Source organism: Candidatus Pantoea floridensis (genome assembly GCF_900215435.1).
Taxonomy (GTDB): domain Bacteria; phylum Pseudomonadota; class Gammaproteobacteria; order Enterobacterales; family Enterobacteriaceae; genus Pantoea; species Pantoea floridensis.
Window position 1 is genome coordinate 231,157 of the sequence record NZ_OCMY01000002.1, and the last position, 24,044, is coordinate 255,200.

General features: G+C 50.3%; 23 protein-coding genes. 13 read left to right on the forward strand and 10 right to left on the reverse strand.

Going from position 1 to position 24,044, the window contains the following annotated elements; all coding sequences use genetic code 11:
• Positions 1-38: 38 nt before the first annotated feature.
• From CRO19_RS21665 to CRO19_RS21680, 4 genes are all read left to right on the forward strand, one after another.
• Positions 39-749: an SDR family oxidoreductase gene (locus tag CRO19_RS21665; protein ID WP_097097900.1), complete on the forward strand. Its 711-nt coding sequence runs from the start codon at positions 39-41 to the stop codon at positions 747-749.
• A gap of 104 nt (positions 750-853) precedes the next feature.
• On the forward strand, positions 854-1,318 hold the full coding sequence (locus CRO19_RS21670) for a hypothetical protein (RefSeq protein WP_097097901.1): 465 nt from the start codon (positions 854-856) through the stop codon (positions 1,316-1,318).
• Positions 1,319-1,408: 90 nt separating this feature from the next.
• On the forward strand, positions 1,409-1,855 hold the full coding sequence (locus tag CRO19_RS21675; protein ID WP_097097902.1) for a hypothetical protein: 447 nt from the start codon (positions 1,409-1,411) through the stop codon (positions 1,853-1,855).
• A gap of 5 nt (positions 1,856-1,860) precedes the next feature.
• Complete coding sequence (locus tag CRO19_RS21680) at positions 1,861-2,409, forward strand: RNA polymerase sigma factor (protein WP_097097903.1); 549 nt, start codon at positions 1,861-1,863, stop codon at positions 2,407-2,409.
• A 39-nt stretch (positions 2,410-2,448) separates the two neighbouring features.
• Here the strand turns inward: CRO19_RS21680 and CRO19_RS21685 are convergent, their stop codons facing one another.
• Positions 2,449-3,468 carry an MBL fold metallo-hydrolase gene (locus CRO19_RS21685; protein WP_097097904.1) on the reverse strand — a complete coding sequence of 340 codons (1,020 nt, stop codon included), beginning with the start codon at positions 3,466-3,468 and terminating at the stop codon, positions 2,449-2,451.
• A 145-nt stretch (positions 3,469-3,613) separates the two neighbouring features.
• Between CRO19_RS21685 and CRO19_RS21690 the strand changes: the two genes are divergently transcribed.
• From CRO19_RS21690 to CRO19_RS21725, 8 genes are all read left to right on the forward strand, one after another.
• Complete coding sequence (locus CRO19_RS21690) at positions 3,614-3,940, forward strand: gamma-glutamylcyclotransferase family protein (RefSeq protein WP_097097905.1); 327 nt, start codon at positions 3,614-3,616, stop codon at positions 3,938-3,940.
• Between the two features lie 33 nt (positions 3,941-3,973).
• Positions 3,974-4,768 (forward strand): MBL fold metallo-hydrolase, encoded by a 795-nt coding sequence (locus tag CRO19_RS21695; protein ID WP_097097906.1) that lies wholly within the window; start codon positions 3,974-3,976, stop codon positions 4,766-4,768.
• 101 nt (positions 4,769-4,869) lie between these two features.
• Positions 4,870-5,670: a MetQ/NlpA family ABC transporter substrate-binding protein gene (locus tag CRO19_RS21700; protein WP_097097907.1), complete on the forward strand. Its 801-nt coding sequence runs from the start codon at positions 4,870-4,872 to the stop codon at positions 5,668-5,670.
• A gap of 276 nt (positions 5,671-5,946) precedes the next feature.
• Complete coding sequence (gene kup, locus CRO19_RS21705; protein ID WP_097097908.1) at positions 5,947-7,815, forward strand: low affinity potassium transporter Kup; 1,869 nt, start codon at positions 5,947-5,949, stop codon at positions 7,813-7,815.
• A 341-nt stretch (positions 7,816-8,156) separates the two neighbouring features.
• On the forward strand, positions 8,157-8,462 hold the full coding sequence (locus CRO19_RS21710; protein WP_097097909.1) for a YdgH/BhsA/McbA family protein: 306 nt from the start codon (positions 8,157-8,159) through the stop codon (positions 8,460-8,462).
• Between the two features lie 442 nt (positions 8,463-8,904).
• Entirely contained in the window at positions 8,905-10,932 is a 2,028-nt protein-coding gene (locus CRO19_RS21715) for a DUF8093 domain-containing protein (RefSeq protein WP_370659823.1), read from the forward strand.
• Positions 10,923-11,585, forward strand: a complete 663-nt coding sequence (locus tag CRO19_RS21720; protein WP_097097910.1) for a DUF2931 family protein — start codon at positions 10,923-10,925, stop codon at positions 11,583-11,585. Before CRO19_RS21715 ends, CRO19_RS21720 begins: the two co-directional genes overlap by 10 nt.
• Before the next feature lie 249 nt (positions 11,586-11,834).
• Entirely contained in the window at positions 11,835-12,497 is a 663-nt protein-coding gene (locus CRO19_RS21725) for a DUF2931 family protein (RefSeq protein WP_097097911.1), read from the forward strand.
• A gap of 101 nt (positions 12,498-12,598) precedes the next feature.
• Here CRO19_RS21725 and CRO19_RS21730 read toward each other — a convergent pair whose 3' ends face one another.
• The 4 genes from CRO19_RS21730 to leuC are packed head-to-tail and all read right to left on the reverse strand — an operon-like array spanning position 12,599 to position 16,548.
• Positions 12,599-13,549, reverse strand: a complete 951-nt coding sequence (locus CRO19_RS21730) for a LysR family transcriptional regulator (protein WP_097097912.1) — start codon at positions 13,547-13,549, stop codon at positions 12,599-12,601.
• A 30-nt stretch (positions 13,550-13,579) separates the two neighbouring features.
• Positions 13,580-14,494, reverse strand: coding sequence for an alpha/beta fold hydrolase (locus CRO19_RS21735; RefSeq protein WP_097097913.1), 915 nt, complete (start codon positions 14,492-14,494; stop codon positions 13,580-13,582).
• On the reverse strand, positions 14,487-15,125 hold the full coding sequence (gene leuD / locus CRO19_RS21740) for a 3-isopropylmalate dehydratase small subunit (RefSeq protein ID WP_097097914.1): 639 nt from the start codon (positions 15,123-15,125) through the stop codon (positions 14,487-14,489). The genes CRO19_RS21735 and leuD overlap by 8 nt, the downstream gene beginning before the upstream one ends.
• A 1-nt stretch (position 15,126) precedes the next feature.
• Positions 15,127-16,548, reverse strand: a complete 1,422-nt coding sequence (leuC, locus tag CRO19_RS21745) for a 3-isopropylmalate dehydratase large subunit (protein WP_097097915.1) — start codon at positions 16,546-16,548, stop codon at positions 15,127-15,129.
• 362 nt (positions 16,549-16,910) lie between these two features.
• On the opposite strand from leuC, the gene mqo reads away from it, so the two are divergent.
• On the forward strand, positions 16,911-18,557 hold the full coding sequence (gene mqo, locus CRO19_RS21750) for a malate dehydrogenase (quinone) (RefSeq protein WP_097097916.1): 1,647 nt from the start codon (positions 16,911-16,913) through the stop codon (positions 18,555-18,557).
• Between the two features lie 43 nt (positions 18,558-18,600).
• Here mqo and CRO19_RS21755 read toward each other — a convergent pair whose 3' ends face one another.
• The 5 genes from CRO19_RS21755 to CRO19_RS21775 form a co-directional block, all read right to left on the reverse strand.
• On the reverse strand, positions 18,601-19,749 hold the full coding sequence (locus CRO19_RS21755) for an alpha-hydroxy acid oxidase (RefSeq protein WP_097097917.1): 1,149 nt from the start codon (positions 19,747-19,749) through the stop codon (positions 18,601-18,603).
• Between the two features lie 70 nt (positions 19,750-19,819).
• On the reverse strand, positions 19,820-21,070 hold the full coding sequence (locus tag CRO19_RS21760; RefSeq protein WP_097097918.1) for a flavin-containing monooxygenase: 1,251 nt from the start codon (positions 21,068-21,070) through the stop codon (positions 19,820-19,822).
• Between the two features lie 99 nt (positions 21,071-21,169).
• On the reverse strand, positions 21,170-21,988 hold the full coding sequence (locus CRO19_RS21765) for an ABC transporter permease (protein ID WP_097097919.1): 819 nt from the start codon (positions 21,986-21,988) through the stop codon (positions 21,170-21,172).
• 1 nt (position 21,989) lies between these two features.
• Complete coding sequence (locus CRO19_RS21770; RefSeq protein ID WP_097097920.1) at positions 21,990-22,844, reverse strand: ABC transporter permease; 855 nt, start codon at positions 22,842-22,844, stop codon at positions 21,990-21,992.
• A gap of 70 nt (positions 22,845-22,914) precedes the next feature.
• Positions 22,915-23,946 (reverse strand): polyamine ABC transporter substrate-binding protein, encoded by a 1,032-nt coding sequence (locus tag CRO19_RS21775; protein ID WP_097097921.1) that lies wholly within the window; start codon positions 23,944-23,946, stop codon positions 22,915-22,917.
• Between the last annotated feature and the right edge of the window lie 98 nt (positions 23,947-24,044).

Consider the following 24,044-nt stretch of genomic DNA (forward strand, 5'->3'; position numbering starts at 1 on the left):
TTCCATAGGGTGAAGGCTTTTACCAGGAGAGAGAATAGATGACGGCATCAACATTATCCGTTGCCATTGTGACGGGCGGCAACAGCGGCATTGGATTGGAAACGGTAAAATTACTGGCGACCGATCACCAGGTTTACGCGATTGGGCGCAACCCGCAAACGCTTCAGGCACTGGAAAAGGTGGCAAATGTAATACCGGTAGCATTGGATATCACGGATTACGCCGCCGTAGCCGCGTTTACGGCTTCTCTCGCGCGTGTCGATGTGCTGGTACATTCTGCGGCGATCTCGGTGCTCAGCACCACTTACTCGGCCACGCCAGAACTGTGGCAGCAGCATTTGAGTATCAACGTCATTGCACCGGCTGAACTGACGCGCTTAGCGTTGCCTGCTCTGCGCGCATCTCAGGGTAAGGTGGTGTTTATTAACTCCGGCTCGGGCACGCTGGCACTGGCAGGCCATGTTGTTTATTCCGCCTCGAAATTTGCGCTCACGGCACTGGCGCATGCGCTGCGGACGGAAGAGAGCGAGCATGGCGTGCGCGTGGCGACGATCGCGCCAGGCCCCACCGATACGCCGATGAATCAAGCCTCGCGCCAACGTGCCGGTAACCATGCCCCCATCAATCCACGGGAATATCTTGAGGCCTCTTCTGTTGCGCGTGCCGTCAGATTTATTGTTGATAGTCTGGAAGACACGCAGATCGCCGACATCGTAATACGCCCGCGCCGGGATAAGGCCAGGCGTTAACAGCCATTGAGTGAACATTGCCTGAATGTGTGGCTTAACGCATTCCCAGCGCCGGGGGTGTGAAGGTAAAGTGGCATCTTTGATAACTAAGGATTAGTTAGCTGATGAACACAAAACTGAGAGCGGCACTGGTGTGGGGTGTAGTTTGTTTTTTATTACTGTACCGGACGTTGCTTACCGAGATCGTATTATCTTGGCAAGTACTGCAACAATACGATGTTCCGATCTGGCAGCTGGTCGTGACCTATAGCGCCAATATCGTCCCGGCATGCATTCCTCTCGCCTGTTTTGTCTGGCTAACGCGTAAAGCCCATTTCACCTGGGGTTTTGCGCTGACGTTGCCCTTTATTGCCTGGCTGATTGGCAGCTGTTTCGTGGTGACAATATTGTGGATGATCACCGCCAACATCACCAGCGCCCCACCTTATTCTGCTGGACCAGCGCAGATGATCACACAACAGATCGTGAAGTTGTACTGGACGTCTCGCACTTTGACCGCCGCGCTGATCATCCTGGTTTGTAGCTATGCTTTCTGGCGTGAATGCAGACTGCTGAAAACCGCTGGCTGAATATTTTTTCAAATAATCAGCAATATTCCTGCCGCTCATTCGTCTACCTCATCACAAGCCGTTATCTAATAATGTAATGAGGAAAGAGCAATGAGAGATTTTGATATGCACAGACGCGATCACGGCCACCATTTTGGTGGTCACCGCATGGCAAAACCGCTGATCATCGGTGCCGTTATTGTTGCCGTACTCGGATTGCTGGTGATGTCGCTTTGGAATGCGTTACTGCCGGGCATCGTCGGCGTGAAAAGCATCGGTTTCTGGCAGGCGTTGGGGCTGTTAGCGCTTTGCCGCATTCTGTTTGGGGGGTTGGGTTTCCGCCCAGGGATGTTTGGTATGGCACGCCGCCGTATGCATGAACGCTGGATGCAAATGACACCGGAACAGCGCGAAGAGTTTATGCAGCATCGCCGTAATCGTTTTGGTCATCGCGGCCACCGCGATCGCTGCGACTGGCACGGTGGTCGTCGTGACGAAAGAAACGATTCTCGCCCGCAGCCCGATAGCAACGCGTCCAAACCCAGCGATTCCGAGTAATCGTGATGCCGCAGGATTCACTGCTAATGTCAGCAATCAACGCCTGTCGCACAAAGCTGAAGGCGTTTATTCGCGGTCGAACGGCGGTGCGTGAAGATGCTGATGATATCTTGCAGGAAGTCACCTATAAGCTGATGCAGGTAGAGCAGCCGGTGGAGAACGTTGCCGCCTGGCTGTTTCGCGCGGCGCGCAATGAAATGACCGACCGCGCGCGTAAAAAGACCGAACAGCCTCTTTCGAACGTCTTCGGCGGTGACGAAGAGGGTGAATTTCCTGAGGATGAGCTGGCGGAAACCTTATTTGGCGTGCCGCAAACGCCAGAAGATGAATATTTAAAAGCGTTACTGTGGGAAGAGCTGGAGGAAGCGCTCGCTGAGCTTCCAGCTTTACAGCGCGAGGTATTCGAGAAAACCGAACTCCTCGGATATAGCTATCATGAGCTGGCAGCAGAAAGCGGCAGCAGCGTGCAGGCTTTATTGTCGCGCAAGCATAAAGCGGTACTGTTTTTGCGCACCCGCTTACGCAGCCTGTACGATGAATTAACCCTCGATTGATAAAAAGCATCCCAGCGTCATACGCTGGGATGCTGCTTTTTACCACCAGCAGGCTTCTTCCTGCGGCTGCAAAAATTGCACGCCCTGCCCGATTTGCGGCATACAGAGTTTGATTTGATGTTCCTTTGCCAGCGCGACTATTTGATTCAGCGGATCGTTCCAGTGATGAAATGCCAGATCGAAGGTGGCATTGTGAATCGGAAACAGCCATTTCGCGTTCAGATCTTTAAAGGCTTTTATGGTGTCTTGCGGCAGCATGTGAATATCGGCCCAGCGACGGTCATAAGCCCCATTTTCCAGAAATGCCATATCGAATGGGCCAAACTTATGGCCGATCTGTTTGAATCCGTCGAAATAGCCGGAATCACCACCGAAGAACAGGCGGAATTCATCGCTAATGATGCTCCACGAGCACCATAAGCGTTTATTACCGTCAAATAAACCTCGCCCGGAAAAGTGCTGCGAAGGCGTTGCGACAAATTGAATGCCGCCAATATCTGTGGATTCCCACCAATCGAGCTGCGTAATTTTCTCCGGCGCAACGCCCCAGGATGTAATCAAGTCGCCAACACCGAGCGGAGTCAGGAAATATCGCACCCGATCTTTGAGCTGCATGATGCTGTGATAATCGAGATGATCATAATGATCGTGCGAGAGAATAATCCCTTCGATGGGCGGCAGCGCGTCGAGTGAAATAGGTGCCGGCTGAAAGCGTTTGGGACCTAATCGGCGAAACGGTGACGCACGCTGGGTAAATACCGGATCGGTCAGCCAAAATTTGCCCTGTATTTTAAACAATAATGAAGAGTGTCCAAGCCGATATACACGCTTATCCGGTGCGAGAAGCAGCTGCTGCGCGCTAAGAGGGATAAGCGGTAATGCATGCTCGGGAACCGTATTTTTAGGTTTGTTAAACGTAAAGTCCCAGATAAGTTTGGCATATTCGGCCAATCCCAGCTGCTGGCGTGGAATGCCATTATTAAATCTCTTGCCATCAAATTGTGCGGATTGTGGATAGCTTTTTATCGTGCAGCGGGCAATGCTCGAACTATTCATCATTGATCTTTTACCTCACCAGGCGGGTGGTTCAGAATAGCGATTTTCAATAGTACGCACATCACATATCGGGCGGTCTGCATGCCGGGGATGACATCATCCCTGCGGCAGAGTAAAGTGCCGCTTTTGCTTGATTTTACGAGGGAAAATGGAACGTTTATTTGTTTACGGTACGTTACAACCAGGCCACTCCAATGCCCATATTCTGGAAAATATCGGCGGCGAATGGCTGGCGGGATCGGTTGCAGGCATCTACTACGCGCGTGGCTGGGGCGCTGCAGCGGATTTTCCCGGCATTGTTTTGCAGCACGACGGGCCACGCGTGCAGGGTTATGTGTTTATGTCCGATCGGCTGGCGTCACATTGGCCGATGCTTGATGAATTTGAAGATGGCTACGATCGCGTTGAAGTCGACGTGATCACCCTTGATGGACAGCCGCTCTCGGCATGGATTTACCAGCTTCAGCCGCAGTAATAAGCATGTTTCATTTATGGTCAGGAGTCGAGCATGATTAAAGTCTGCACTGCATGCGGCACGTCTTACGACGAGCAACGTGAAGAAATCAAACGCTGCGCAATATGTGACGATGATCGGCAATACGTGCCGGCAACCGGGCAAAAATGGATGCCGCTGGAACGCCTGCTCGTCACTCACAGCAATAAATGGCAGCAGCACACCGCCACACTCTTTAGCTTGCAGACGGTGCCTGGCTTTGCCATCAATCAACGCGCCTTTCTGCTGCGAACATCTCAGGGAAATATTCTTTGGGATTGCATCGCTAATCTGGATAACGCCACGAAAGCCATTATCAGCGCGCTTGGCGGTATTCACGCCATCGCTATTTCACACCCGCATTATTACAGCACCATGCAGGATTGGGCTGCCGCCTTTAACGCGCCGATTTACCTCCATGCCAGCGATCGTGAATGGATTATGCGCTCCAGTTCCCATATTCAGCTTTGGCACGGTGACGAACAGGAAATTTTACCTGCAGTGAAGCTGATTCGTCTTGGCGGCCATTTTGCCGGGGGTTGTGTGTTGCATCATTCGCACAATGACGGCTTACTTTTAAGCGGCGATATATTGCAAGTCACGCCTGGCGCTAATGCCGTGTCATTTATGTGGAGCTACCCAAATATGCTGCCACTCTCTGCCTCGACGGTGAGCGACATTATGCTTCGGCTTTCACCGTTAAAATTTGAGCAACTTTACGGCGCATTTGAGCATCGTGAAATTTTGACCGAAGCGCAGAAAAAAGTTCTGCATTCGGGAGAGAAATACATCGCCTGTTTGCAAAAGTAGCGGCCCCTGAACGAATTCCAGGCGAACGGCTCACCAATGGATGTACAGACGTCTAGATATCCATTATAGTCCGTTTCCTACGTTAAGAGGGGACCTGCGCAATGAAGAAAATAATACTCACAACTCTGCTGGCTGCTTCCGTTGCACTGTTGAGTGGCTGTAATAAAAACGATGAAAACCACATCAAAGTGGCCATAAATACCGGGCCAGACCAAGCGTTATGGGACACAGTGAAGCAAGTTGCGCACGACAAATATCAGCTGGATGTTGATGTTGTCGCCTTCAATGACTATGTACAGCCAAACGAAGCGCTGTATAACAAAGATGTTGACGCCAATGCGTTTCAGAGCCTGCCCTATCTGGAGATGCAATCAAAAGAGCGCGGTTACCACTTCGCCGTAGTAACCAACACCTTTGTATTCCCGATTGCGGGTTATTCCCGCAAGATAAAATCGCTTAATGAGTTACCCATCGGTGCCACTGTAACTATCTCTAATGAAGCGACCACGCTGGGCCGCAGTCTGCTGCTGTTACAGGCGCAAGGCCTAATTAAAGTAAAACCAGAAGCGGGTCTGCTGCCCACCACGCTGGATATCACTGACAATCCTAAAAAGCTGAAAATTGTGGAAGTTGATACGCCGCAGCTAGCGCGCACCCTGGATGACCCACAGGTTTATATTTCCATCATCAACAACAACTTTGCTGCCCTGGTGAATCTCTCTGCTTCGCGTGATGGGATGTTTATGGAAGGCAAAGCCTCACCGTACGTCAATGCCATCGTGGCGCGTGAAGACAATAAAGACAGCGCCAACGTGCAGAAGTTGAAACAGGCCTTCCAGTCGCAGGAAGTGCTGGATAAAGCGAACGAAATCTATAAAGGCGATATTATTAAAGGCTGGTAATACCCGGCAAAATAAAGCCGCGCAACGCATTTTTTTGCGCGGCTATCTCAACATCAAGCCCCTCTTTCTCTTCACATTTGCTTTCCTCTCTCACTGTTAAAACGATTAATCAACTACGCTCAGATCATAAACCAGGCAGCAATATAAAAATGCCGTAAAAATATCGGCGATTGGCGTAAAAATGGTGTTCATAAATTCGCCTTACCCTGTTCGCCCGCGTTGCAAACGGGTATGTTCGCCATCATGAGTCTCAAACCTGATACCTACAGGAAATCTATGAGTCAGAACGAAAAACAGTCCCTACCGGCAGGGATGCTAGCCGCAGCAGGCATAGTGTTTGGCGATATCGGTACCAGCCCACTTTATACCCTCAAAGAGTGCCTCTCCATTCTGCCCGACGGCAGCATATCAACCACGGCGGTAATGGGCTTTCTTTCGCTGATTTTCTGGGCGCTGACGCTCATCGTTACCTTGAAATATGTTTGTTTTGTCATGCGAGCCGATCACGATGGCGAAGGCGGCGTTCTAACGTTGATGTCGCTGGCGCGCCAGCACGTTGGAGAAAAAGCGGGTCACATCATTGTGCTGGCGGGCTTAATTGGCGGCGCGTTCTTTTATGGCGATGGTGTTATTACGCCGGCAATTTCGGTGCTATCGGCGATTGAAGGGATTGAAGTGGTTTCCCCAGAGTTGGATAAATATGTGGTACCGCTGGCGGTAGTGATTCTTACCCTACTGTTTATCATTCAACGGCACGGAACGGAGAAGGTCAGTAAAGTATTCGGGCCGGTGATGTTTGTCTGGTTTGTTTCAATTGCCCTGCTAGGTATTCGCGGTATCGCACTCAACCCTGACGTGCTCTACGCGCTCAATCCTTCCTACGCACTGACGTTTTTACTGAGCCATAAAGCGCTCTCGTTTGCCGCGCTCGGCATGGTGGTTCTGGCGGTAACCGGTGCAGAAGCGCTGTATGCAGATATGGGACACTTGGGTAAAACACCGATTCGCATGGCCTGGCTGGTCATCGCCATGCCTGCGCTGGTACTTAACTATTTTGGTCAGGGTGCATTAGTGATTGCCAATCCGCAGGCTATTAATAACCCGTTCTTTAACCTCGCACCTGCCTGGGGGCAAATTCCGCTGATTGTGCTTTCGACAATGGCAACGGTGATTGCCGCACAATCCGTGATTTCCGGCGTATATACCCTGACGCATCAGGCGATACGTCAGGGCTTCCTGCCGCCGATGCGCATTATCTTTACGTCACATACCGAATCCGGACAGATCTATATTCCCGTGGTGAACTGGCTGCTGTTCGTTGCCGTAACGGTGATTGTTTTGGCCTTCCGCCAGTCTTCGGCGCTCTCTTCCGCTTACGGCATCGTCGTCACCGGAACAATGGTGATTACCGCCTGCCTGGCAGGCGTCGTCGCGCTGCGTAACTGGAAGTGGCCGTTACCGGTCGCTCTCATTTTCCTGCTGTGTATGCTCAGCATTGATGTACCGCTATTTAGCGCCAATCTGATGAAATTGTTCTCTGGCGGTTGGGTGCCCGTGTTGCTGGCACTCAGTATGATGGGACTCATGCTGATTTGGAGCAGCGAGCGTAATCGTTTAATTCGCCGATTGAATAACGATCCAGAAAGCTTGCAAGCATTGGTCAGATCGCTGGAAACCAATCCGCCCAGTCGCGTGGCCGGCACGGCGATTTTTCTGGCGCGGAAACAGCACGAAATTCCGCAGGCGCTGCTGCATAACCTCAAACACAACCGCGTATTACATAAACGCGTGGTGCTGCTACACATCCGCACCGCTGATATACCGCGCGTTTATAATCAAAAGCGCCTGAGCATCTCCCAGCTGTCCCCTTCATTCTGGCAAGTCACCGCCACTTATGGTTGGCGCGAAACGCCGTCAATGGCTGAAATTCTGCATCTGTGTGGGCTGGAAGGATTTGGCTGTACCGTGAATGAAGCCTCCTTCTTTACCTCACATGACACCCTGGTGATGAAAAAAAGAAAAGGTCTGATGCGGGTGAAAGGCGGTATCTTCCATTTCTGCCAGCGTAATGCGCTGCGCGCGCATGAGCAGTTTAATATCCCGCCGAATCGGGTGATTGAGTTGGGCGGACAGCGCGAGTTTTAATTTTTCTAACGCAACCCTTAGCCGGTTTGCCATGAATGCGGCTGTCAGAAGCGCTTTACCGTTTTTTGTCAGGCCGCCATTCATGACAACATTTTTAACAGCGGCAAATGTAACCACATGCAAATATATTCGCGGAAGTTTGAATGAGTTGTGGCTGAAGATTTCTTAACATCTAATTAGCAATTAAAGCTAAAACGCTTAACCTCAAAACGTGTTTATTAGCTTTACCGGCAATGATCACCCGCCGTGAGCATTTTTGGGATGTAAAAGCGCATTATCAACAATTGAACAACTCGCAGCTTCAGCCATGGGCTCAGCTATTCTTTCCGAGGAGTATGGCCATGAAACAATTAATTAATGATGTTATCTCAATCTTTACACCGCAATCTGTAAAACCCGTTTTAATTCGTGCTGATTTAACCCATCGCGAAATTTCATCAATCCATCCGGTTGGATTTACTTCCGTGAGCTGGGCCACCTCAATGGAAGAACTGAATGACGCATTTGTGCAAAAAGCACTTGCCGCTGGCGCTGTGGGCTACCACATCACCGACGTTGAGTCTCACGAGCCGGCGCACGATGGCCAACACGTGATGGCTGCAACAGCGACGCTTTATCACATCAATAGTAAAGTGGCCTATGGCTGATGTTTACTGTCGTCCTGCATGAATTCATAGCCTGCCTTGCGTCATCGGCAGGCTTTTTTCTGCGAAATACTCTGTATGAAAGTCGATATACTAAAGAGTGGATGTATGTGATATGTATACAATAACATATAAATAGCGAATGCCATTCACTATTAACGCTCGAACTTTATTACAATGGCAACTTAACTATTAAAAGCAAGCAAAGGAAATTCTGAGAAAAATGATAGAACTTACTTAATATCAAAGTTGGATAACAAACCATTATGCCTAAATAGACTACGCAGTAATCCTCTGATAAAGATAAGTTTTATCTTTTTCACTAGAAATTGGTGTAGGCATTAAAATCGACTTAACTTACTAATAGATAGTTATCAGGTATTTACCCTCTGCAAAAAAACACTATATGGTGACGGCATAAAATTCCATCCAGAGGGAAATAGATATGAGCCTTAGTTTGCCAGGAATATATCTCTACTACCTGCCTAACGATAACCTCGCTCCTGAGGATTTTGAACGCATTGTCTCACCCAGCTATGCCTGGGCACGAATTTGTGATCAATACGAGTTTGACGATAGTTATAACCCAGGTTTCAATATTATTAACATGCGTGAACAATCCTCATGCAGGAATCCACACCAACCCGGACCTCACGGGCCACGCGAGAAAGAACGACTGGAAAAGATGATATTTTGCGGTGACGCAGTAATGCTCAGCGAAATGCATGGCCCTGACGTTATTTTCTACATTAATGATAAAGGTGAACTGATTTGTAACAACGTCCATGCCTTCTCTTTCAGCGGTGCTGACAGAATTATCGCTGAATATCACCGTTCAGTTAGCCGCAGGAATTATCAGCATTCAAATGGTAAACCCCGACCAACAACGCGCATGACACGAAATAGCAATGCGGAACCGGAACAGCATGCCCAGGCAGCACGTAAAAAAGCCTTTTCACCGGTGTCGAATGCTACTCGTCCACAGCCCCCAAAGCGTGAAATTACCCTTACTATTGGCGTGTTCTTTGATGGTACAGGAAATAATGCGGATAATACCGTTGCAAGTTTGGATGCATGCTCAGGGGAGCATTTTGGAATGAATGATGGCGATACTCAGTCGGCCTATTCTCAATGTATTCAACTAAAACGTGGCTACAGCGGCACGGCCGCTGGAAGTCATCTCGGTTATTACACCAATGTGCACTGGCTTTATACACTTTATAACCAGAATCTTATGGCCAGTACGGGATATGGACAGCACGCGATTTATATCGAAGGGATCGGCACTGAAAATGGTCAGGGTGATAGCATCTATGGAATAGGGACTGGCGGGGGTAGCACTGGTGTGGTGAGAAAAACAGATAAGGCAATCACTTTGCTGATAGCAGGTATTAAAAATTATCTGGCCATCTTGCCCGACGCGAGTGCATGCATCGTCAAGGAAATACAATTTGATCTTTTCGGGTTCAGCCGTGGAGCAGCGGCAGCCCGGCATTTTGCTAACCGGGTCTTCGAACAGGATAAAACTATCATTACAGCCATTAAAACCGGGCTGGAGGGTATCGAATTCTTAGGTACACCCGGGGGTAAAACTCGCTTCGTGGGGATCTTTGATACCGTGGCGGCGATTGGCTCACCGGTGAACGGCTTTAATCCACACAGCGCCGATACCGGTGAGGTAAATATTGTGCTGCGCCCGGGCGTGGCTCAGAAAGTTTTTCATATCACCGCACAGCACGAATGCCGTTTTAATTTTGCACTTAACAGTGTGAAACCGACATGGCCGGAGCTTGCTTTGCCTGGTGCGCACTCAGATATAGGTGGCGGCTACAATCCAGAGGAGCATGAAGCGTATTTTCTTACCCGACCGCAGTTTGAAACCGTGCCTATTTCAACTGCAGAGAGCGATACCCGGATTTATCAGCAGGCCCGTAAACAGCGGGAGATGATAAGTAAGAGCCCAGTAGTCGCACCTATTCTTCATGGTGTGGAGACCAAGATTAGCACTTGGCATGACGACAGAATGCCCGCAGATCGCTACGGCACCTTGCAAAAACGCAGCGGCGTAGCCTTAACCATTGAACGTTCAACACACAATGATTGGTCGAAAGTGGTATTACGAGTGATGCTAGATGCAGCACAGGAGGCGGGTGTGATTTTTAATCCTATCGATGACAGTATCCCTGACTTTTTATTGCCCGCCGATTTGAACAGCTTAAGTGAGAAAGCGATTGTAATGGGACGTGCCATTCGCAGTGGCGGCCCTATTAAAGGTTTTACCACTTCCGAAATTCATGCTCTGGCGGAAAAATATATCCACTGCTCGTCCAATTGGAACAGCGTGATAAGAGACGACCAAGGGGCAATCGTTGGCGGAGTCAGACCGGCTAAATTAATCACTTTCACTAACCGCCCAGATGAACGCTGGCAGCGGACAATTTACGATATGGACGGAAATAAAATATGGAAATAATCCGTAAAGTTGCACTTCTTTCAATTCTGTTGATAACGGCCTGCCACAGTGCTGGTAATCCCAATGCGATTCCTCTCCCAAAGGATCTACCTACGCAGTGGAATTTTAACTTTTTTACCCCCAGGGCGTTGCCCGCACTTGTGACTTTTGCTGCGATCCTTGATGCAGACGGTTATAATTATCGCTTTAATACACTAAACAGCACCCCTGACCTGAGTAACGTTATCGGAGAGTGGAATGATATTGATCGTGCACCCAGTGGATACTGGAATCACCTTGAACATCCTCCCAAACATATTCTTTTCTGCTGGGATTCAGTAATTGATAAAAAAGTATATGAAACTCACCTGACATTGTCAGATGCAACGATAAATAAAATGCGCAGGCCTAGCGAGCACAAAGATTACCAAGGTAATATCGGTTATTACGACACAATACAGATTGGTCTGGGACCTGAGGGTAAGGTGGCCGTCTGGCTACGTGGTATAGGCAACGAACCAAACTATCGGGTAAGACCATCAGTCTTGAAGACCGTCTCAGGCGAGAAATTAGCTCTTTGCAAAGGGATAACTAAACATCCAAACGGATATAAATATTATGGTGACACTTCTGATTTCATTAAAGGAAAAAAATATCCTTATGGAAACTGGTAAACCATGTAACAGAGTGCCGTGCCGATAAAACTATTATTCGCAGTGGCGGCCCTATTAAAGGTTTTACCACTTCCTAAATTCTTGCTCTGGCGGAAAATATATCCACTGTTCAGCCAATTGGAACAGCGTGTTAAGAGACGGCCAAGGGGCGGTCACTGACGCAGTCAAACCGGCTAAATTAATCACTTTTACTAACCGCCCAGATGAACGCTGGCAGCGGACAATTTATGATATGGAAGGAAATAAAATATGGAAATAATCCGTAAAGTTGCAGTTCTTTCAATTCTGTTGATAACGGCCTGCCACAGTGCTATTAAGCCCAATGCGGTTCCTCTCCCAAAGGATCTACCTACGCAGTGGAATTTTAACTTTTTTACACCCAGGGCGTTGCCTGCACGTGTGACTTTTGCTGCGATCCTTGATGCAGACGGTTATAATTATCGCTTTAATACACTAAACAGCACCCCTAACCTGAGTAACGTTATCGGAGAATGGAATGATATTGACCGTGCACCCAATGGATACTGGAATCACCTTGAACATCCTCCCAAACATATTCTTTTCTGCTGGGATTCAGTAATTGATAAAAAAGTATATGAAACTCACCTGACATTGTCAGATGCAACGATAAATAAAATGCGCAGGCCTAGCGAGCACAAAGATTACCAAGGTAATATCGGTTATTACGACACAATACAGATTGGTCTGGGACCTGAGGGTAAGGTAGCCGTCTGGCTACGTGGCATAGGCAACGAACCAAACTATCGGGTGAGACCATCAGTCCTGAAGACCACCTCAGGTGATCAATTAGCACTCTGCAAAAATATTACCAAGAGTGACTTTTCCTATGGATATGACCAGGATATAAAAGATTTCATTAAAGGAAAAAAATATCCGTATGGAAACTGGTAAACCATGTAACAAAGTGCCGTGCCGATAAAACTGTTGCCTAGTACCAACCGTCCGTATTTTTGCAGCGGACGGTTTAATTTTTTGACATCATGGTGAATCATCTAGGAAATAAATAAATTTTTCCCTCCAAAGTATTCGACGAGAAAATCAATAAACACCTTAATACGCGGAGATTCTGAAGAGCGTTGTGTATAAACCGCCCATATATTGGCTTCCTGATACCACTGCGGTAAAACGTGAACGAGTTTGTTCTCTGTTAAATAAGGTGAAACGTCCCAGGCTGAGCGCAGTGCAATCCCGTGTGATTTTAATGCCCAGTTAAGAATCACTTTGCCACTGTTGGATGAATAGTGACTATTAAGACGACAAACAATTTTGTTTTCACCATCAGTCAATGTCCAATGCCCAAATGTGTTGTTGTTTTCATTAATAATAAGGCAGCTGTGATCCATCAAATCGTCCAGCGTGGTTAATGCAGGTGACTGCGCTAAATACTCTGCCGATGCACATAAAATACGCCGATTAGCTGCTAATTTTTTGGCGATGTAAGAGTGATTAATATCATCACTGACGCGAATATCAACATCGATGCCAGATTGCAGCAGATCAATATCGCGATCGGTGAGAATTAATTTGATATTCAGCGAGGGATGACGCGCCATAAATTCTGCCACGGCGTCGGAAAGATAGTCCTGCCCAAAACCAAAGGAGCAAGCCACGGTGAGGTCGCCGGTCAGCTCTCCGCGCCACTGCTGGAAATTATTCAGGAAAGAATCCATTTCATTCACCACCTGCAGCGCGCCCTCCAGCGCTTTTTCACCTTCGGGCGTCAGGCGCATCACACGGTTGGTGCGAAAAAACAGCCGGGTTTCCAGCTGCTTTTCAAGGATGGCAATACGTTTGCTGATGTAAGATGGCGACTGGCCCAGCTCCGTTGCGGCGCGGCCAAAACCTTCATAGCGCGCCACGCTGATAAACACGTACAGATCTTCTACTGAAGGCCAGCCCTGCAAGGGTTTCTGATAACTTTTTCCGGCAAGCAATATCTTCATAACACCACAGCGTTAAAGAAATTTAGCCGGTTATAACACAGAATCCAGGAAGCACTGAAGCTGGCTTAAAAACAGTTCGGGTACTTCCTCATGCGGCGAGTGGCCACAAGGTAATGCCTGCCCTTGCACATGACGCGCTTTATCCTGCCAGGTATCCACTACGTTATATAACTGACCAACCGTGCCCTTTTCACCCCACAACAGCAATAGCGGAGATTCAATACGTTTATCACTGTCTTGCGCGTCGTCGTCTAAATCGATGGTGGCCGCAGCGCGATAATCTTCGCATACTGCATGTATCATCGCTTTATTTTGATAACAGCGCAGATAATCATTAAATATTTCATCCGAGGTTGCGCCTGGCGTTTTTAATTGGCCATCAATGTGTTTACGCAGAAATAAAGCCGGGTCGTGACCGATCATGGTTTCGGGTAACGGGTACGGCTGAATCAGGAAAAACCACCAGAAATAACGCGTGGCGAATGTTTTATCGGTTAATGCATACATGGTTGCGGTAGGTGCAATATCGACAAATACGCAGCAGGAGAGTTTTTCCGGGTGATCGAGCGCCAATCGGTGCCCGACGCGGGCGCCGCGATCGTGGCCCACGAAAGCCACGCGCTCCCATCCCAATGCTTCAATCAGCAGGCTAATGTCATCGGCCATCACGCGTTTTGAGTAGGGGCGATGGGTTTCGTCACTCGGCGGTTTATCACTGTCGCCATAGCCACGTAAATCCGGCAGGATAACGCGATATTTTTGCGCCAGCTGCGGCGCAATCTTGCGCCACGCCAGATGATTCTGCGGATGACCATGCAAAAGCAGCAGCGGCGGCCCTTCGCCGCCCATGGCTACGCGTAACGTAATGCCGTTAGCCAGACGCACGTCGCTAAGCGTAAAGCCTTCAATAAACGGCGAATCTCCCTGAGGCGTTATCTCACTCATGCTGTTCATCCTTTGCCGTATTCGCGCGTTTCAGCCACGGACGTTGGGCAAAATGCTGCGTTTCAAACTGGCTAATATCAGAGGCGTATTGCAGCGTCCAATCTACAGCGCTTCCGCCGCCCAGCAGCATTTCACGTTTCAATGCGCTCACGGAGAACGCAATACGTTGATTATCGAAAAGGATCGCCTGCTGTTCCAGCGAAACGGTAATGCGATTGTTGGTAGGATCGTTCGCCACTGCACTCAATCGCTGGTAATCCTCATCACTCAACGTCAGCGTCAGAACACCGTTGCGCTGGCAGTTATCATCAAAGATACCGGCAAAACTGGTACCAATAATGGCGCGAATGCCGAGCTGATTGAGCCCCCACACCGCATGTTCGCGGCTGGAACCACAGCCGAAATTCGCCCCCACCAGCAAGAAAGTGGCGTGTTCCCACCCGCGCTGATTGAGAATGAAATCCGGGTTTGGGCTGCCATCGGCCAAAAAGCGCAGGTCGAAGAACACGCCGCGATCTAAACCTTGGCGATCAATGCCTTTGAGAAACTGCTTCGGCATGATCACATCCGTATCAATATTGGCAGCCGGTAACGGGGCGAGCGTGCCGGTAATGTTATTAAACGCTTCCATTTTAAACCTCTGCTGTCATAAAGCGGCGGACGTCAACCAGATGACCGGCAATCGCGGCGGCGGCAACCATCGCCGGACTCATCAAATGCGTGCGGGCACCTGCGCCCTGACGGCCTGGGAAATTACGGTTGGTACCTGAAGCGCAACGATCGCCAGGCGCAAGCACATCTTCATTCATTGCCAGACACATTGAGCAACCTGATTGACGCCACTCAAAGCCGGCGTTGATGAATATCGCCGCTAATCCTTCCGCTTCTGCCTGCTGACGCACCTGAGTTGAACCAGGAACGATAATGCCTCGCACGTGTGGCGCAATTTTATGGCCGTCGATAATGGCGGCCGCGGCTCGTAAATCCTCAATTCGACCATTGGTACAGGAACCAATAAAGGCGTGCGTGATGGCGATATCGGCTAACGGCGTGCCGGGTTCCAGCCCCATGTATTTCAGTGCGGTATTTAACGCCTGCTGTTTAACCGGATCTTTTTCCTGCGCGGGATCGGGGACGCGCCCCGTGATAGCGCCAGCTTGATCCGGGCTAATTCCCCAGGTCACTTTGGGTTCGAGGTCACTACAATCGATGGTAATGCGGCGATCAAAGGGCGCGTCAGCATCGCTCTTTAATGCACGCCACTCCGCAACGGCCCGATCCCACATTGGTCCCACCGGCATTTGCGGTTTGCCCGCAATATAGGCAAAGACCTTTTCATCCGGCGCGATGATAGCGCCGCGAGCACCGGCTTCCACCGCCATGTTACACAGCGTCATGCGCCCTTCCATACTCAGCGCCGCAATGGCAACACCGGTAAATTCAATGGCAAAACCGGTAGCCCCTGAAGCGCCAATCTGCTCAATCAGCGCCATGATGATGTCCTTCGCCGAGCAGCCAAACGGCAACTCGCCGTTCACCGTCACCAGCATGGTTTTCAACCGGCGATAAATCAGCGTTTGCGTAGCAAGCAGATGCTCGATTTCCGAGGTGCCGATGCCGAAGCCAAGTGCACCAAACGCGCCGTATGTGGTGGTATGGCTATCACCTGCAGCGATCACCATTCCGGGCATGACCAGGCCCTGCTCGTGGGCAACAACATGTTCAATACCCTGACGTGGATCCATCACATCGAACAGTTCAATGCCAAAATGCGCGGCATTCTGGCGGAAATAATCAACCTGTAATTGTCCACCGGCATCGGTCATGGCGTCATCGCGCTCGGGACGCGTTGGGTTGACGTGATCGACATTCAGTAAAATAGTGCCGGGATTACGCACCGCACGCTGATGATCGCGCAAACCGCTAAACGCCTGCGGGCTGGTGTACTCATTCAGAATAGAGCGGTCGATGTACAGCAGCACATGCCCTTCGTCCTCTAACGTCCGAACCACATGCTGATCGATCAGTTTTTCATACAGCGTTTTGTTAGCCATGCCGTTGCCCACGTGAAAGTGTTTAAACAAATCATTAGAGACCTTAGGGTAATACAGTTTTGCTACGCGCAATGAACACGCTTCGTGCAGTGATGGTTTATGAAATGTGCAGCGGTAGGCGAGGTTTTTATTTGACCTAAGTCGCGTCAACCGATATAAAGAATAACCGCGTGACCTGAGCGGTTTATCCTCGCTTTACTCCCTGTTTTGCTTATGTTTTATCCGCCTTTCTTTTTTTAAAGTTAATTAATTAACACCAATACTTTATTAACTAAAAATAAGTTAATCATTTCGTAACAATCTCTTAATGTGCAAACCGAATTTTTAACGTTCACCTGCATTGCATAATAAGTAGGACTGGAATGACTCACACCAAAAAGATCGTGTCTGCCCTATCGCTGGCAGCGCTGCTTGTCTCTTCTGCGCTACACGCTGAAGATGCACCAGAAAAAACTGACGTGCTGCTGATTGGCGGCGGTATCATGAGCGCCTCGCTTGGCACCTGGCTGCAAGAGCTTCAGCCGGGCTGGAAACAGCTGATGGTTGAGAAGCTGGATGGCGTGGCACTGGAATCGTCCAACGGCTGGAACAACGCCGGTACGGGGCACTCTGCTAACATGGAGCTGAACTACACGCCAGAGCGTGCAGACGGTTCAATCGACGTTAGCAAAGCGCTGGAAATCAACGAAGCGTTCATGATTTCTCGTCAATTCTGGACTTCACAAGTACAGCGCGGCGTGTTGCACGATCCACACTCGTTTATCAATTCGACTCCGCATATGAGCTTCGTTTGGGGCGACAAAAATGTCGAATACCTCACCAAGCGTTATGAGGCGCTGCAGAAAACGACGCTGTTCCAGGGCATGAAATTCTCAACCGATCATCAGCAGATCCAGCAATGGGCACCGCTGGTGATGGAAGGCCGCGATCCGAACCAGAAAGTTGCTGCAACCTGGACGCCAGTGGGCACCGATGTCAACTACGGTGAAATCACCCGTCAGCTGATCGGCAGCCTGAAAAAAGATCAGAACTTCAAGCTGGAAACGTCTACTGAAGTCACTGATTTCAAGCGTAACAGTGACAACTCCTGGCACGTTACCGTTAAAGATGTGAAGAGCGGTGATAAGCGCTCTGTCGATGCGAAATACGTGTTTATCGGCGCAGGCGGCGCTGCCATTAAGCTGCTGCAGAAAACCGGTATTCCAGAAGCCGATAACTACGGCGGCTTCCCGGTCGGCGGTTCCTTCCTGATGACCGAAAACCCAGCGATCGCCAACCGTCACCTGGAAAAAGTGTACGGCCAGGCTTCTGTGGGCGCTCCGCCGATGTCCGTGCCACACATCGATTCTCGCTACCTCGACGGTAAGAAAGTGGTGCTGTTTGGCCCGTTCGCCACCTTCTCGACCAAGTACCTGAAAAACGGTTCGCTGTTCGATCTGCTGAGCGCCACCACCACCAGCAACATCATGCCGATGACGCATGTGGGTATTGATAACTTTGATCTGGTGAAATACCTGATTGGTCAGGTGATGCTGAATGATGATGACCGCTTTGCTGCGCTGAAGGAGTACTATCCAAACGCACGTAAAGAGGACTGGAAATTGATTCAGGCCGGCCAGCGCGTACAGATCATTAAGAAAGACGCAGACAAAGGCGGCGTGCTGAAGCTGGGCACCGAAATTGTGACCGATCAGCAGAAAACCCTGGCAGCGCTGTTAGGTGCCTCACCAGGTGCATCGACTGCCGCACCTATCACCCTCGACGTGATGAAGAAGCTGTTCCCAGAGCAGTTTGCATCGCCAGAGTGGCAGCAGAAGATCCGTGACGTCGTGCCAAGTTTCGGCCAGAAGCTGAACGGCAACACCGCGTTGACGCAGCAGGTTTGGGACAATACCGCAGCCACGCTGCAGTTGACTAAACCGCCGGTGATTAACATGGGCGACCAGACCGTGGCGCCAACGCAGGCTAAACCGCGTGCGGAATCAGGCAAGCAGGATATGGCGCTGTAATTCACGCCAGAAATGAACAAAGCCGGACCATGTCCGGCTTTTTTTATCGGCAAATATCCTGACGCAATATCGTCGCATCAATTGCGGCCACCTCCGTTTTGCCACAAAACGCCATTGAGAGGTCGAATTCATTACGGATGATATTCAGCGCGCAGGTTACGCCCTGCTCACCTAATGCCCCCAATCCATACAGCATGCTGCGGCCGATATAGGTGCCTTTGGCGCCCAGCGCGATAGCCTTGAGGACATCCTGTCCGGAACGGATGCCGCCATCAAAGTGCACTTCGGCCTGATTTTTCACCGCATCAACAATCAGTGGCAACATGGATATCGATGAAGAGACGCCGTCCAGCTGACGACCACCATGATTAGAAACGATCACGGCATCCGCACCCGCTGCCACCGCTAATCGCGCATCCTCGGCATCCATGATGCCCTTGACAATAAGTTTGCCGCCCCAGCGCTGTTTAATCCACTCAACATCCCGCCACGAGAGGCAAGGATCAAACTGCTGCTGCGTCCACGCCATCATTGCATCAATACTCTCTACCCCGCTGGCATGGCCAATAATATTGCCAAAATTACGATGCGGTGATGCCAGCATGTTGCGGCACCAGCGCGGTTTGCTGGCAATGTTGATCATATTTTTCAGCGTCATTTTGGGCGGCGTGGATAAGCCATTCTTGATGTCTTTGTGCCGCTGACCAAACACCTGTAAATCCATGGTAACCACCAACGCACTGCAGTTGGCGGCTTTAGCGCGCTCAATTAAACGGGCGACAAACTGACGATCGCGCATCACATACAGCTGAAACCAAAAGGGATGGTGCTGTGTCGCCTGTGCCACCGCTTCGATAGAACAGATGCTCATGGTGGATAGCGTGAAAGGAATGCCAAAATTTTTTGCTGCCCGCGCGGCAAGGATTTCACCATTGGCATGCACCATGCCGGTTAAGCCGGTGGGTGCAATCGCCATCGGCAACGTAACGGGTTGCCCCAACATCGTGCTGGTGGTGCTGCGCTGAGAGATATCGACGGCCACGCGCTGACGAAATTCGATGCGTTGCAGGTCGGCCTCATTAGCGCGATAGCTGTATTCCGTCCATGAACCTGCATCCACATAATCATAAAACATTTTCGGTACACGCTTACGCGCCAGAAGGCGTAACTCTTCAATACAGGTTATGTTCATCAATCGGCATCCGAAAATATTCACTACAGCGCGGCTGGGTGCGCATTTATACGCACCTCATGCGCATAAATTACGATTTTACGTAATCGGTATAGGCATTTTGCAACACGATATGGTCAGCTATATATTTCGCATCATGCCAGACACCATAAATAAATGAGGATGCACGATTAACCAGATTCGGCAGGCCAAGAAAATAGATGCCACGTTCTGCTGAAATACCGCGCTTATGGAATGGCACACCCTTTTCATCAAATGCATCGACCTGCAGCCAGCTAAAATCAAATTTAAATCCGGTGGCCCAAATAATAGTGCTAATCCCTGCGCCATGAATATCCAACTTAGCCAGCGGATTAATCAGGCATTCAGGATCCGACAACAACTCCCACGCCTGCGGTTCTGGCGGCAGGTCCAAACCGTTGCGTGCAATATAAGCATCTGCATCACGCAGCACATCGAAATAGGCTTTATCCCCTTCGGCAATATTCTCCGCCAAACCTTCGGCAAAGCTGAGTACGCCATCATCCCAACGCGTCGTGATGCCCACAAGCGTGATGCCCATGTGGGCCAGACGACGAAAATCTACCGTTTTGCCGCCTTCATAGCCGCTCACCGCAAAGGCAACGTGCTGTTTTTTCGGCTTGATCTTCACCTCATCCCACAGGCCAAGTGCGCCGAGCCACCAGCAGTAATCACGGTCGCGATAGGCGCGCGGCGGACGATAGTGTTCGCCGACTGAGAGATACACGTCACGCCCTGATTTTCTTAACTCTTCCGCGATTTGTGTCCCGGAAGCGCCAGCACCCACCACCAGCACGCCGCCTTCCGGCAGCTGCTGAGGATTTTTATAGCCCGAAGAGTGGATCTGATGCAGTGCGGCGCTCTCTGGCACAATCTGCGGGATCGAGGGCTTTTGAAAAGGCCCGGTGGCGGCTACCACGTTATCCGCCTCAAATTCTCCCGCCGAGGTGACGACTTTAAATCCGCTGCGTCCGGCCAGGCGCTCAACCAGATAAACCTCAACGCCAGTTCGCACGGGCGCATCGAGCATTTTTGCGTAATCCTCGAAATATTGCGCCATACGCTCTTTGGGCGGAAAAGCTTCCTGGGAAATATTGTCGAATTTTAATGACGGAAAACGATCGTGCCACGCTGGACCATTCGCAACTAATGAATCCCAACGTTCAGAACGCCAGCGTTCGGCAATACGACTACGCTCTAAAACCACATGGGGAACCCCCATTAATGACAGATGCTCACTCATCGCAATACCTGCCTGGCCTGCCCCGACAATCACGGTATTCATTTTTTCTACTGACATGTGAATTTCCTAAAGATGAACGACTCCGCCCTTTTCATGGAAAAGAGTCGCATTGAAGTTAATCGGTGCGTTAGAAAGCGCTGACGCTCAGTAAATTAATTAATGTCCCGCTTCAACATTCAGAATTTTTCCTAAGCCTAAAAACTTATTGGCAATAATTAACATCGTTGCCGTTACGGCAATATAAATAACCGAGAGTGCCGCCAGCGTGGGGTCAGCAAATTCACGTACATAGTTGTACATCGCCACCGGCAGGGTTTGCGTCGCTTGCGTGGTAATAAACAGCGAGGCAGTGAATTCATTGAACGACAGGATAGCCGCAAATAACCAGCCGCCAAACAGGCCGGGTAATATCAACGGCACGGTGATGGTCCACACCACGCGTAAAGGCGATGCACCAAGGCTGGCGGCGGCCAGTTCAATACGTTGCTCCAGATTCTTTAATGACACATACACGCTGCGCAACACGAACGGCAGCACCAGCACGATATGGCAGAAAATCACCAGTGGATAACCGCGCCCGATACCGAGCTGCGAAACCAGCATCAGCAAACCCAGCCCAATAGTGAAATGGGGAATGAAAAGCGGTGAGAGCAACACCCCTTCCAGCACCTGCTTGCAGGGAAAGCTGTAGCGCTCAATTGCAATAGCCAGTGTTGCGCCGATGATCACCGCCAGGGAGGATGCCCAGGCGGTAACAATGAGGCCAGAATAGAAGCCGTGGCGAAAATCATCGTAACTTACTGCACGCTCAAACCAGCGCAGTGACCAGCCTTTCGGTGGGAAGAACAGCACCGATGTGCTGCTGAATGAGGAGATGAAAACCACAATCGTTGGCAGCATGACAAACAGAACAATGGCAATGACCAGCAGGCGACCGGTCAGGGTAATCAGTTTATCGTTTAGCGAACGCGTCATCTTAATGTTCTCCTATTGCGTGCAGGAAGCGGCTCATGCGTTTTAGCACCATCAGCAGCAGAATCGTCAGCAGTAAACCGGCAATGCTGAGCGCGGCGGCAAACGGAAAATTCATCGATGAAAATCCCAGCTGATACACCATGGTGGCCACGGTGCTAACGCGTCCTCCACCGATCAGTTGCGGGGTGGCGAAAGCACTGAAGGTCCAGGCGAAGGCCGTGGTTAAACTCGAAACTATGCCTGGCAGCGACAGCGGAATCGTCACCGTAAGCAGTGTGCGTATGGGCCCGGCCCCAAGGCTGGTGGCGGCTTTTTCATAATCAGGATTGATGTGTGACAGCGCGGTGGCCAGCATCATCACCATGATCGGCATCGTCACATGCACCAGCGCCACCACCACTCCCGTTTGCGTGAACATAAACTGGATAGGCTTATGAATGATGCCGATTGCCAGCAGTACGCTGTTAAGAAATCCGCTATTGCCCAACACGATAATCCACGAATAGGTACGCACCACTTCGCCGAGAAACAGCGGCGTGATGGCAATAATCAAAAGGGTGGATTTGATCCATGTGGTGCGCGTTCGCACCAGCGCGTAGGCCAGCGGATAGCTCATCAGCAAGCCAAAAATGGCGGTTTTCGCGCTAAGCAGCACCGTGTTGATAAAGGCATCGGCATAGATTTTCTTAAACAAGCCATTAAAGTTCGCCAGGGTAAATCCGCCCACGTCCAGTGAACCGGGAATATAGGCCCGCACGCTAAACTGCATCACGGCGAACATGGCAACCACTAACCCGAGCGCCGTAAAGGTGGCTGGGATAATGAACCAGGGTAAAAATGTCGGTTTTCTCGTCATAGACGTTGCTGCCTGCATAAAATGTTGCGACTACCGTTGAGAAGTGGGCAGCGCGGGCTGCCCATCCCCCTCAATGAGACATGATGTTTTCCGAGAACCACTGACGCCATTCGGCGGTTTTCTCCGCGCGCAGCTGCGGATCGGTGTTGATGGTGGCATTCCACTGTTCGGGCGTGGTCAGCATGCCCGGCAACTTCGCCAGCTCAGGATCGATATGCGCATTGGTCACCGTTGGGCTGCCGCGATAGATCTTCGCCACCTGCTGCTGGATTTCCGGCTTAAGCGCAATGTTCATAAATTTGTAGGCCAGGTCGGCATGCTTAGTGCCTTTGTTGATTCCCACGGTATCCACCCCGAGAATTGCGCCCTCTTTGGGAATGGCCAGCTTAATGTTGACGCCCTCGGCAATCATGCTGTAGGCATTCATCGACAACATCACCTGCACCGGGGTTTCGCCGGTAGAGATCAGCTGTTGGCTGTTGGCATCATCGGTATAGAAGGATTTGATGTTAGGAATCAGCGCCTTCAGCTTGGCCTGCCCCTGTTGCCAGTGTGCTGCATCCGTACCGGAGAGCTTGGCAGATACCGCAATAATATGGCTGGGATCCCAATCGGGCAGCGCCAGCGATCCTTTCAGCTCAGGGCGCCACAAATCGTTCCAGCTGGAGAAGGTTTCGCCTTTTGGCACTAAATCGGGACGGTAGCCGATGGTGTAAACATAACCCCAAACACCAAGGTGATAAGGGCTGACTTTGGCTTGCTGCACCAGATTGACCGCATTGGGGATTTTGCTCATATCGAGCTTCTCAAACAGACCGCTGTTGGCATACAAATAGCCGACGTGCGCGGTGGTAAACGTCACATCCGTTTCGGGCGAGCCGCCGGCCAACTTGGCTTTGTTGAGGCGGTCAATGGTTCCGCCCGTGACAAATTGCACTTCAACACCGGTTTCTTTGGTGAACTCTTTCGCGATGGTTTGATCAATCAGATCTTTAAAGCTGCCGCCCCAGGTGCTGACAATCAGCTTATCTGCGGCCATTGCATTGCCCGCGCTTAATACGCCAGTGGTCAACAACGTTAAGGCACAAATCTTACGCAACATATTCTCGTCCCCAATGAATGAAATGGCTGTGGTAGCAACTGTGAACCACCGTCTGCTCCGTTACGTCGCATTGCACTACAACAGTGCGAAGGCAGCTC

Excerpts from the sequence above, each read along its gene's own strand:
- CRO19_RS21665 (WP_097097900.1), top strand. The coding sequence starts at position 39 with ATGACGGCATCAACATTATCCGTTGCCATTGTGACGGGCGGCAACAGC.
- CRO19_RS21670 (WP_097097901.1), top strand. The coding sequence starts at position 854 with ATGAACACAAAACTGAGAGCGGCACTGGTGTGGGGTGTAGTTTGTTTT.
- CRO19_RS21675 (WP_097097902.1), top strand. The coding sequence starts at position 1,409 with ATGAGAGATTTTGATATGCACAGACGCGATCACGGCCACCATTTTGGT.
- CRO19_RS21680 (WP_097097903.1), top strand. The coding sequence starts at position 1,861 with ATGCCGCAGGATTCACTGCTAATGTCAGCAATCAACGCCTGTCGCACA.
- CRO19_RS21685 (WP_097097904.1), bottom strand. The coding sequence starts at position 3,468 with ATGATGAATAGTTCGAGCATTGCCCGCTGCACGATAAAAAGCTATCCA.
- CRO19_RS21690 (WP_097097905.1), top strand. The coding sequence starts at position 3,614 with ATGGAACGTTTATTTGTTTACGGTACGTTACAACCAGGCCACTCCAAT.
- CRO19_RS21695 (WP_097097906.1), top strand. The coding sequence starts at position 3,974 with ATGATTAAAGTCTGCACTGCATGCGGCACGTCTTACGACGAGCAACGT.
- CRO19_RS21700 (WP_097097907.1), top strand. The coding sequence starts at position 4,870 with ATGAAGAAAATAATACTCACAACTCTGCTGGCTGCTTCCGTTGCACTG.
- kup (WP_097097908.1), top strand. The coding sequence starts at position 5,947 with ATGAGTCAGAACGAAAAACAGTCCCTACCGGCAGGGATGCTAGCCGCA.
- CRO19_RS21710 (WP_097097909.1), top strand. The coding sequence starts at position 8,157 with ATGAAACAATTAATTAATGATGTTATCTCAATCTTTACACCGCAATCT.
- CRO19_RS21715 (WP_370659823.1), top strand. The coding sequence starts at position 8,905 with ATGAGCCTTAGTTTGCCAGGAATATATCTCTACTACCTGCCTAACGAT.
- CRO19_RS21720 (WP_097097910.1), top strand. The coding sequence starts at position 10,923 with ATGGAAATAATCCGTAAAGTTGCACTTCTTTCAATTCTGTTGATAACG.
- CRO19_RS21725 (WP_097097911.1), top strand. The coding sequence starts at position 11,835 with ATGGAAATAATCCGTAAAGTTGCAGTTCTTTCAATTCTGTTGATAACG.
- CRO19_RS21730 (WP_097097912.1), bottom strand. The coding sequence starts at position 13,549 with ATGAAGATATTGCTTGCCGGAAAAAGTTATCAGAAACCCTTGCAGGGC.
- CRO19_RS21735 (WP_097097913.1), bottom strand. The coding sequence starts at position 14,494 with ATGAGTGAGATAACGCCTCAGGGAGATTCGCCGTTTATTGAAGGCTTT.
- leuD (WP_097097914.1), bottom strand. The coding sequence starts at position 15,125 with ATGGAAGCGTTTAATAACATTACCGGCACGCTCGCCCCGTTACCGGCT.
- leuC (WP_097097915.1), bottom strand. The coding sequence starts at position 16,548 with ATGGCTAACAAAACGCTGTATGAAAAACTGATCGATCAGCATGTGGTT.
- mqo (WP_097097916.1), top strand. The coding sequence starts at position 16,911 with ATGACTCACACCAAAAAGATCGTGTCTGCCCTATCGCTGGCAGCGCTG.
- CRO19_RS21755 (WP_097097917.1), bottom strand. The coding sequence starts at position 19,749 with ATGAACATAACCTGTATTGAAGAGTTACGCCTTCTGGCGCGTAAGCGT.
- CRO19_RS21760 (WP_097097918.1), bottom strand. The coding sequence starts at position 21,070 with ATGTCAGTAGAAAAAATGAATACCGTGATTGTCGGGGCAGGCCAGGCA.
- CRO19_RS21765 (WP_097097919.1), bottom strand. The coding sequence starts at position 21,988 with ATGACGCGTTCGCTAAACGATAAACTGATTACCCTGACCGGTCGCCTG.
- CRO19_RS21770 (WP_097097920.1), bottom strand. The coding sequence starts at position 22,844 with ATGACGAGAAAACCGACATTTTTACCCTGGTTCATTATCCCAGCCACC.
- CRO19_RS21775 (WP_097097921.1), bottom strand. The coding sequence starts at position 23,946 with ATGTTGCGTAAGATTTGTGCCTTAACGTTGTTGACCACTGGCGTATTA.